This window comes from Legionella drancourtii LLAP12 (assembly GCF_000162755.2).
Classification (GTDB): Bacteria; Pseudomonadota; Gammaproteobacteria; order Legionellales; family Legionellaceae; genus Legionella; species Legionella drancourtii.
Genome location: NZ_JH413794.1, coordinates 1 through 9479, shown reverse-complemented (window position 1 = coordinate 9479; position 9479 = coordinate 1). Strand labels below are relative to the sequence as shown.

The following is a 9479-nucleotide window of genomic DNA, read 5'->3' as shown; positions in this document are numbered from 1 at the left end:
ACTCGTAGATGAACTGCCAATACCAAATGACTTCTTTCTTAAAGAATAATGAATTTGATTCAATAATGTATCATTATTGTGATTTGAAGTAATAGCTAGCTTGGGCATTTTAAATCTCAGTATAATATAATTGCCATATTGTACAAAACAAAACCATTCATTGCAATCTTTTCGCATGCTTGATTTAGTGCTTTTACTAAAAAACTAAATTCATATATTTAGAAAAGACCACAATTAAGCTCAATGGCGCATTCGCAGAGTTTGAACGTTCATTAATTAAAGAGCGTCAGATGGAAGGGGTCGTTCTTGCTAAAAATCGTGGTGCTTATAAAGGCCGTAAGGCTGCCTTATCTCAGGAACAAATTGATGAAATAAAAAAACGTGTGGCTCGAGGAGATAAAAAAAGTCATATCGCACATGATTTTAGTATTAGCCGCGAAACCTTATATCAATACTTAAAAAAATAAGACTGATTTATTAATGAAACAACAGCCAAGGCTTTCTGAAGATGAAATTATTCGCGATTGGTCATTAAGCACTGATGATTCGATCTTCATTAAAAAATTCAGGAAACAATACCAATTATGGGGTTTTCTGCAAGTCTGTGCCTTGAGATTATTTGGCCAATTGCTGGATAATCCTAACTCGCTTGATACTCGTATTATTGGACATGCTTGTAAATTATTGGGGTTAGATATTGTTGGAACCGTAAATATACCCATGCGTGATGCGACTAAAACTGATTACAAGAAATCGATTTTCTTGCATTTAAATTTCAAACCATTCAATCTATCGGGAGCCGGATGCGGTAGTTCCGCAAGTCCGGTTCTGCGGAGGGTTTGGTCGGAGTGATCCGACCATTCTACTCACCCACGACCCCTGTGAGACTCTTCAATCCGCCACTGTTTCTGGTACATTTCATATAAAGACGTTCGGCACTACTTAGCATATCATTAGAAACAAGATAGAGAATTCCTGTTGAACCATTTTCGTTTCAGAAGCCTCATGGGGAGCCTAGGCCTTTAAGCCAGACTGTGTGGGCTATTATATCCTCTTCAAGTTCTAATGCCCTTACTTGTTCGTACCATCCGTTTTTGGCATCGTTTTCAGATAAGGCTAATGTGTGATTAGACTTGATCCCAATGATAAACGATTTTTGAAGGTCTTTATGGATGTGAACCATATTGGCCTTCGAGCCAAACCAGTTGTCGGTGGCGTGATTGTTAATAACCCCCTCCTTAACCAAAAGGCCTCATATAGAGGCCTTGATACATTATTCTTCCACACAAATTTCGATTTTTTTCTCAGCGGCCGCTTCTTTTTTAGGAATTTTTATTTCAAGAACTCCATGAGTATAACGCGCTGTTATTTTGGCATCATCCGCTGTTTGAGGAAGGCTAAAACGACGGTAAAATTGGCCTTGTGTACGTTCTCTTCTAGTATAGCCTTGATGTTGCTCTGTTTTTTCAAACTTACGTTCACCTTTTAAAGTGAGAACATGTTGCTCCAAAGCAATGGTAATGTCTTCCTTTTTCACCCCAGGTATATCGGCGATTACCAGAAAGCAGTCTTTCTCTTCTTTAATGTCCACCAAAGGGGACCAAGTGCTGGTTTCAATAAAGGAGGAGTCATCCTGCTTTTGAATGTTAAAAAAATCATCGAGCAAATGGCCCATATCACGGTACATGGGCACTGTTCTTCTTAATGTGTTCATGCTGTCTCCTTAAATATGTTTTGGATTAATTCTTAGATAAGGGTACCTCTGTAAAATTCAAGATTTTTATCTAAAATTTTTGATATGGGTTTTTCCTAATATATTACTCTAAACCTCGTTATTCGCTCGGAGATCAATGAATGAGACGTAAAAGGAACTCGTCTTCATAGTATTGGGTATGGCTCTAAGGTTTATCTACTTGTATAACTACTCTTATGCTCTTCAGATGAAGAGGGGCTTTTTTGCTTATTGTTACTCGACATAAATAGATATGGATTAGACGATACCCCAATGGTAGAAGAGGATGGGGCATTAGATGCTGTCGAGAATGGATTTAAAATACTGCTGGATGGCTCTGTTTGGAAAGGAGGCATTGTTGGGGGGATATTTTGGCCCAATAGTAAAAATAATTCTTGATAAGATAATATTGAAGCACTGGGATTCTGAACGTACTGTGTTTTTGCATTATTGGCATTAACTAAAGGTAACGCTGATTCACTACTTGAACCTGTTACTATTTGCCCTGAATTACGCTTTATTTTTTTCTTGCTTGGGCTCGATTTTTTTGCTCTTTACTGTAGAAGAAGATGGCGTATTGGATGTTATCGGAAACGGACTAAAAAGCCTATTGAATGAATGAGCCGCTTGCTCTGCTTGGAAAGGAGGCATTGCTGAAGGTATATTTTGGCCAAATGGTAAAAATAATCCTGGATAGGGCAATATTGAAGCACTGGGATTCTGAACGTACTGTGTTTCTGCATTATTGGTATTAGCTCTCGTTAAAGGTAACGCTGATTCATTACTTGAATCTGTTACTATTTGCCCTGAATTACGCTTTATTTTGTTCTGTTTTGACTCGGCTTTATTGCTTTTTACTATTGTCCAAGGTTCCATACTAAACCTAAGACGTTTTGGTAAAACATCTGTACACTCTTTAGCTTGATATAAAAGTATTTTTGATTCATTAGATACCCTCGTAGTAGGATAGATAAGTGGCTCAGAAAATTTTGAAAAGAAATGAGACATATTATTTTCTAAATAGTGAACAAGGCAATCCGTTAACTTATATAATGTTCCATTTGGTATTTTAATGTCTGCCAAATTAATAGCAAGAACGCCATTGACATTGAGCGCGTTATAACTTACCCCCACACTTTTGTATAAAAACTCGGTGACCCACTCATTTATCGTAGGATATCGGAGATGCGATTGATTTTCTCCATGATACAATTCTTTTTTGAAATAAGGTGGAGAATATGCTACGAGGTCATTTTTCTCACCACCAGGACAAAGTTCTTCCTTGGTCAAATCTTCCATAGGTTTATCGTAAAGATACACAGTGGTTTCATGAGCAGGATCATAGGTATCATAAATTTGCTGAGTTGCGTTGAGTAACTCTTCATTGGGATCCGTTTGTATGTATCGCTTAATACTAGGAGTTGCTAATGCTCCAACCAATCGGTCTCCCCATCCTCCGCATAAATTCAAATAATTGGTTATAGATACTCGAGAGTCTAATTGAGTAATATAATAGGTCAAATATTTAATGCTTGCAGGTCGAAATTGTGAAGGAGCTATGTCACTACGGTGTTGATCAAATAAAGTCGGTTTAATGCAATCGTTTTTTTTCAAAAAGGAAAGTATTCTTCCAATTAAAGAAGATGAACTCCAATATTGGAAATAAGTTACGTTTTTTCCTTCTTTTTTACAAGAAAATCTGAATTCTTCCATAAAATAGTTTGATGACTTTCGCCCTTCATTTGAGCTCAATGTTAAACAGCTAGGGTCTATATCTTTTAATCTGTTGAAATCCTCTTTGGATTTTTCTGCACTTAATTTGGTGGAGGGGGTCGGTACACTTTTATTTATTTTTTCAATATAAAAGCGAATAGCAATGGCATAATAAATCAATAATTTGATATCGGCATAGTCTTCTCTTTGTTCTAATTCAGCAATGGCTGCAATACATTTCTTTACATACGTATTGCCAACAATGCGTGAGGAAACATCTATAGACTCAATGTCATCCCAATTATCATCTAATAAAATAGACTTTAAAATTTTATTAAGGGAATCAGTTCTTAATAAATCATCTAAGGACATGATTAATGGCTTAGCATGACTTACAAATAAGCCCATATTTTTCAAATTGAATTTTTCCTGCCAGGAATCCCAAATATCAAATTTCGTTAAAAAAATCTTCAAATCTATTTTATTTTGCATATTTTTACACCAAAAAAAGAGGAATATAATAGAACTAATTTAGTTTGAAATTTCGAAAATTTTTTCTTTTCTAATTCTCTAGTTTGTACTATTACTGGTTAGGGTAGACGCAAATTATACGTGAAGATAAATTAAAAACCAATGGCTGTGAACGCGAGCGTGTTGCCTCATAACTAATATTTCAAATGAAAATCAAGATTTAGTTAATATGTTTCAATTTTTTAGGTTCTGTAGTTACTGTTACTGCATTCCCATTTTAATTTTTGCGTTACAGCATAAGCTCCCGAGCCCCCACCGCCATTAAGTTAAGGATGTTCTAAACCAGAGCCTCCCGAAGATGCTTATTCATTTTATCGCTCGTATGTAAGTGAGATAGCTGGACATATACTCGAACACAATGTGTGGTTCAGGGCGTTTCTTGCTTTCATTGATTCAAGAGGGTTTTGATGTTAATGGTTTCGATGCAAGTGAATATATGCTTAAAGCTCTGCATGATAAAGCAGTATCTAGCCATCTTAAGCCTAATGTATGGCAGGGTTTTGTAGGAAAATTAGACGGTAAAGACAAGTATAATCTTATTTTCATTCCTAGTGGTTCATTTGGTCATATCATCGAGTTTGCAGAAGTTAAAAAATCTCTTGAAAATTTTTATGATCATTTAAATAAAAATGGAGTTTTGTTATTTGAGGTCGAATCATCTCTTTCAGCCCCCATAAACCAACTGGGTGTTTGGCGTGGTATGGTTTGTAATAAACCAGATGGTAATAAAATTTTGATAAGCCGATTATCAGCGATACAAGATAGCGTTTGCTATTCAATTGATAAATACGAGTTGCTCGAAAACAATAAAATTATTCAGACTGAATTAGAGAAATTAAGATCTTAAAGACTTTTGACCGATTTTCTCATCCTGACGATAATGATGCTGCTTTTGTTTACGAGTGCAGGAAGTAAATTTATTGTTCTGTGGTTAGTGTGTTTATGTTAGCATCATTACTCATGTAATATGCTAAAAGAAATTAATTTAAGGATAAATGATATGCGTTTAGGAATCTTTGTTCTAGGTATAATCGAGGCTTGTTTGCACTCTTCATGTACTTTGGCAGGTGAGTCAGGTATATCCGATATTAATTGCGCGACTACGAACAATCGTTCAGTGATTTCTTTTTTTGGTGGTTATACCTATATTGATGCAGGGGGCAGGGCATCTTATTTTGGGCGCGATGGTATAGTTTATTCCTACCGAAGTTCAAAAGATGGCCGAAGCGATGGTTTTATTGGGGGATTTTTAGGGATTGAACACCCCATATCTTGGTATAATTTATTGGTGCAAGCAGGCATGGAATATAGTTATTTTGGTCCTGTGGGGGTACAGGGATTTAATACTGCAGCCATGGCTTCTGGAGCATCAACTTTGCATCGCTATCACTACAGTTTCCTCGCGCACCAATTTCTTGCTTCAGCAAAATTCTTAACGACTACTCATGAACGTTTTCATCCTTATGCCTCAGTAGGAATAGGGGCAGCAGTTAATCATATGGGGAATTTTCGAGCAACAGCTGTTGAAGCTGGTGGTATGAATACATCCCCATTCTTCCTAGATAATAATGTAACCCAATTTAGTTACAGTGTTGGGCTTGGTGTGGATGTAGATGTTAATCAGTATGCTCGTTTTGGATTAGGTTACCGATTCAGTGGGTTAGGTGATGCTGCACTGAAAGGAGGGAGGATGATTGCAAATAATCAACTTGTCTCAGTACCATTTTCCCTCGGTATTCACAATATCCATGCGAATCAATTAGTTGCTCAAATCACCTTTGCAGTATAGGGTAGGGAGTTTATTAGTTGATGTATCAAAACAGCACCCACTTATTCGCTTATCCCAGTCCTTACCTTGAAACATACTGGTAGAAACGATTCTTCCTGATTTAAAGAAGACAAAAGGGGGATATTGGTGGCTTGGCAGAAAATTAAGAGTTCGTATTCATTTGGGTGTTTATTTATTACAGCAACTGTTTAACAAAACAGATCGGCAAATTGAATATGATGTCAAAGATAACGCGGCGTACCAACTTTTTTGTGGTGTAGGGATTGTTGAACAATGGCATGTGCCCGATCATACAAAAATTGAAGAGTTTCGATCACGATTATTAAAAGAACGTGAAGAGGAATTGGTTAATCGGCGAGCAGGCATCGAGCCTTTGATTGGACATGCCAAGCATGGCGGTCAGCTTGGACAAAGCCGCATGAAATCAGATAAAGGAATTGAATCTTCTGGATATACTGCAGTGCTTGGGTTTAACATGAGGCAACTCATTAAGTGGCAAAAATTACCTGTCAGGAGAAAAATCGCATGAATCAATTTCGCGCCAGCGACTAATTAGACCCGGTTTTAGGCCTTTTACTGATTGGGTGAACCATTTAGATGGTGAATAAAGTAACTCGAATTTATAGAATGGTGGTGGGAAATATGAAAAAAATTATGGGGATATCGTCTTTAATAGTACTTAATTTTTCTGCGCTGTACCTTATATATTGTTATATTAATATAGCTTGCTCGATAAAGGTTGATAATATATGCCACATTCCTTTTGAACCATCAGGAATGCAGTTGTTTTTTTATTTAATTTCACTTCCAATTTTCATGGTTTTAGCTTGTTTAAGTGTGCTTCATAGCTATTATTTTGATTTACAAAAGACTTTATGTACTGGACTTTTTTTAATTTGGTTGTCTTATTTTAGCCTAATCACTTACGTGAATTCCGTGATTCATTTTTCTGATACAGGAAATAATGTTTTATATTATGGTAGTTTGTTGATTTCTTTTATCGCAATTTTGTATGTGATTTATTTAACCTATTGCCAGTATATTCAATTAACCAAATCTAAAGGTAATGGATTTTATGTCACTTAGATAGCCGGCCCATTTATTTAACTAAAATTAAATCTCTATTTTCTTGAGCCGAATAATTTTTCTTATTGGCTTGATTTGTGAGCCGAATACCTCTATTGTTGTAATCAAAAAATGAGCTGAATAAATTTATTAATTGGCTCAGGAGGCATAAATTATGAATGAGAGTCAAATAAAATGGATCTGGCAATGGTTAGATTGGCCAAAGTTTCATTGGCAAGAACAGCTCATACAGCCTTTATTGCGTGAAGTTAGAATGAAACAGGGGATTCTAATAGGTAAAACGGGGTCTTTAGCGGAGAATATATCTTTAGAATCTGCTCTGGATACTTTGCTGCAAAATATAATTGCATCCTCTGCAATAGAAGGAGAGCAGTTGAATGAACACTCTGTCCGCTCTTCACTTGCAAAACGCATTGGATTGCATTTTAAGCAACCTTATCCAACTACTGAGCGCTCAGAAGGTTTAGCGCAAATGATGTGGGATGCTATTAATAATTTAAATATACCTTTATCGCTAGAGCGCTTACAACAATGGCATAAATGGTTATTTCCTGATGATGAAGCGTCTAAATTATATAGAGTTAACGCAGGACAGTTAAGAGGTAATGATCCTATGCAAGTTGTTTCTGGGCGTATTGATAAGCCAACGGTACATTATGAAGCGCCGCCAAGGGAACGATTGGAGCAAGAATTAAATGCGTTTATGGAGTGGTTCAACAAAAGCCTAAAAGAGCCAACATTTGATCCATTATTACGAGCAGCAATTAGTCATTTTTGGTTTATAACAGTGCATCCATTCGAAGATGGAAACGGGCGGATCACGCGCGCTCTAACCGATTTAGCTTTAGCTCAAGAGGATAAGCAGAGTATTCGGTTGTATGCTATGTCGGCTACTATTCTTACTAATCGCAACGATTATTATCAAATTTTGGAAAAAAGTCAGCGTCAAACGACAGATATAACCTTGTGGTTGTTATGGTTTTTAAAAACTTTGGATAGTAGTATTCAAACTGCCATCAATAAGATTGACCAAACTCTTGCTAAGAGTCGCTTTTGGCAGGTTTTTCAAGAGAGTGAGCTCTCCAAGGAGCAAATAAAAATTATTAATCTGATGTTTGATGCAAAAGATAACGCATTTGAACAAGGAATTAGTGCTGCTCAGTATAAAAAGATTACTAAAGTAAGTAAGGCTACAGCAACTAGACATCTTTCTGATTTACTAGATAAAGGTTGTATCGAAAAATTACCTGGTGGCGGAAGGAGTACTCGATATCAAATTATATCCAAATTTATGAAGAGAATTATACGAGATGATTAATGTCCGTTGGTAGTTCAGGTTTGTTAGAGCTTCGATTAGTTTAAAAACTAAATTTGATAGGAGAAAAAGGCAGGGCTCTCTGCCCTATTCTATAATCACATTAAGTCTGATTATATAGATTAAAGGTACTATAAGATTAGTGTATTTAATGTAGTCAACGTTATTTGTGTAGAATAGCATATGTTTTTAAAGATTCAATATAATTTCCCTGCTGTTACAATCTAATGGTTGTATTAATATGCCTTGTTAATACTGGTTATTAATTTTTTTCGCTAATCTATAGTTATCGAGTCACTAATACCCTATAATTTAGAGAGGATGGAGGACAATTAATGAACACTAAAACCATACATTTACACAAAATTTCTAAAGAATCTTTATCCCCCAAAGAATTTGTAAACTTAAAAGCAGGAGATAAGGCTAATATTTCCTATACAGAGGTTGTGCCCCCACGCCTTGGCCAAAAAGATTTTGGCAAAATAACAGTCCATTATAAGAATCCGGTTTATAAATAAATGACAGAAGACAATAATAAGAAGCTACCTATAGCAACGGTAGACAGGTTTCTTGACATCCAAGACAAGGAATTGACGCTACGAGAGAAAGAGCTAGAACACTCTAAACAAGCCAGAGAACTCGACCACGAATATGCTCTAAAAGCGTTAGATGCGCAGATTAAAGATCGAGAAGGTATTCGTCAGCATGAATCTAGCAACACAAAATTCCGCTATGCTTTTGCAGCAGCAATTCTCATTGGGTTGTTTTTTCTATTTGGAGTGGCCATTAGATACAATAAAGACCAAATTGTTATGGAAATCCTCAAGGTCATTATGTATGTAGGGGCTGGGGCTTTGGGTGGCTACTCGTGGGGAGTTAAAGGTAAAAAATCAATCAATGCTGATAACGAATAATGTGAATGCTGTACCTGCTCTACATTAGCATCAGGCATTCGAGACTACACAAAGGTCCGCCCAGTGTAGCTGGCACAACAAAATGGAGATGACAATCCTTGTTGATGCCACGTTAAAGGCTTCTTCGGAAGCCTTTGTCATTTCATCTCATCCAAATCCCTAAATAATAAATAGATTAAACGAACTATTGTTTAGTGTATTCAATGTAGTAATTACAGTTTGCAATCATACAAAATATTTCAAAAATCATAAGGTTATTTAAATCTCCTAGATATGTACAATATTTGTTCTATAATTATTAGGTAATATATAAAGGGATTTTAATATGTCTAATAATTCCTCCACAATTTTTGTCTTTGGAAAAGGGCACAAAGGAAGATGTGGGTATTTGATCTGTGA

10 protein-coding genes and 1 pseudogene are annotated in these 9479 nt (G+C 36.1%); 8 read left to right on the top strand and 3 right to left on the bottom strand.

The features are described 5' to 3' along the window. The first annotated feature begins 290 nt into the window (after positions 1-290). Positions 291-467, top strand: coding sequence for a helix-turn-helix domain-containing protein (locus LDG_RS18770; protein ID WP_006869147.1), 177 nt, complete (start codon positions 291-293; stop codon positions 465-467). Between the two features lie 13 nt (positions 468-480). Beyond that, positions 481-852, top strand: coding sequence for a DUF4158 domain-containing protein (locus LDG_RS00680; protein WP_006869146.1), 372 nt, complete (start codon positions 481-483; stop codon positions 850-852). 26 nt (positions 853-878) lie between these two features. Here the strand turns inward: LDG_RS00680 and LDG_RS20785 are convergent. The 3 genes and pseudogenes from LDG_RS20785 to LDG_RS00665 form a co-directional block, all read right to left on the bottom strand. After that, positions 879-1210: pseudogene (locus LDG_RS20785) on the bottom strand (transposase); the annotation flags it as partial. A 63-nt stretch (positions 1211-1273) separates the two neighbouring features. Beyond that, positions 1274-1714, bottom strand: coding sequence for an Hsp20/alpha crystallin family protein (locus LDG_RS00670; RefSeq protein ID WP_006869144.1), 441 nt, complete (start codon positions 1712-1714; stop codon positions 1274-1276). Positions 1715-2242: 528 nt separating this feature from the next. Beyond that, a complete protein-coding gene (locus tag LDG_RS00665; RefSeq protein ID WP_006869142.1) occupies positions 2243-3937 on the bottom strand; it encodes a hypothetical protein in 1695 nt (564 codons plus the stop codon). Positions 3938-4334: 397 nt separating this feature from the next. Between LDG_RS00665 and LDG_RS00660 the strand changes: the two genes are divergently transcribed. The 6 genes from LDG_RS00660 (at position 4335) to LDG_RS00630 (ending at position 9080) form a co-directional block, all read left to right on the top strand. Next, complete coding sequence (locus LDG_RS00660) at positions 4335-4823, top strand: methyltransferase domain-containing protein (RefSeq protein WP_233491384.1); 489 nt, start codon at positions 4335-4337, stop codon at positions 4821-4823. 153 nt (positions 4824-4976) lie between these two features. Continuing rightward, complete coding sequence (locus LDG_RS00655) at positions 4977-5765, top strand: outer membrane protein (protein WP_006869140.1); 789 nt, start codon at positions 4977-4979, stop codon at positions 5763-5765. A 160-nt stretch (positions 5766-5925) separates the two neighbouring features. Continuing rightward, on the top strand, positions 5926-6294 hold the full coding sequence (locus tag LDG_RS18765; RefSeq protein WP_006869139.1) for a transposase: 369 nt from the start codon (positions 5926-5928) through the stop codon (positions 6292-6294). Between the two features lie 711 nt (positions 6295-7005). After that, positions 7006-8169, top strand: coding sequence for a Fic family protein (locus tag LDG_RS00640; RefSeq protein ID WP_006869137.1), 1164 nt, complete (start codon positions 7006-7008; stop codon positions 8167-8169). Positions 8170-8501: 332 nt separating this feature from the next. Continuing rightward, on the top strand, positions 8502-8684 hold the full coding sequence (locus tag LDG_RS00635) for a hypothetical protein (protein WP_006869136.1): 183 nt from the start codon (positions 8502-8504) through the stop codon (positions 8682-8684). Next, the gene (locus LDG_RS00630; protein WP_006869135.1) at positions 8685-9080 is read left to right on the top strand and encodes a hypothetical protein; all 396 of its coding nucleotides are present in this window, start codon (positions 8685-8687) and stop codon (positions 9078-9080) included. Positions 9081-9479: the final 399 nt, after the last annotated feature.

Bases quoted from the DNA above. Each gene is read 5' to 3' on its own strand.
- LDG_RS00670 (WP_006869144.1), bottom strand. From the start codon at position 1,714: ATGAACACATTAAGAAGAACAGTGCCCATGTACCGTGATATGGGCCAT.
- LDG_RS00630 (WP_006869135.1), top strand. From the start codon at position 8,685: ATGACAGAAGACAATAATAAGAAGCTACCTATAGCAACGGTAGACAGG.
- LDG_RS00635 (WP_006869136.1), top strand. From the start codon at position 8,502: ATGAACACTAAAACCATACATTTACACAAAATTTCTAAAGAATCTTTA.
- LDG_RS00660 (WP_233491384.1), top strand. From the start codon at position 4,335: ATGTGTGGTTCAGGGCGTTTCTTGCTTTCATTGATTCAAGAGGGTTTT.
- LDG_RS18770 (WP_006869147.1), top strand. From the start codon at position 291: ATGGAAGGGGTCGTTCTTGCTAAAAATCGTGGTGCTTATAAAGGCCGT.
- LDG_RS00655 (WP_006869140.1), top strand. From the start codon at position 4,977: ATGCGTTTAGGAATCTTTGTTCTAGGTATAATCGAGGCTTGTTTGCAC.
- LDG_RS00640 (WP_006869137.1), top strand. From the start codon at position 7,006: ATGAATGAGAGTCAAATAAAATGGATCTGGCAATGGTTAGATTGGCCA.
- LDG_RS00680 (WP_006869146.1), top strand. From the start codon at position 481: ATGAAACAACAGCCAAGGCTTTCTGAAGATGAAATTATTCGCGATTGG.
- LDG_RS00665 (WP_006869142.1), bottom strand. From the start codon at position 3,937: ATGCAAAATAAAATAGATTTGAAGATTTTTTTAACGAAATTTGATATT.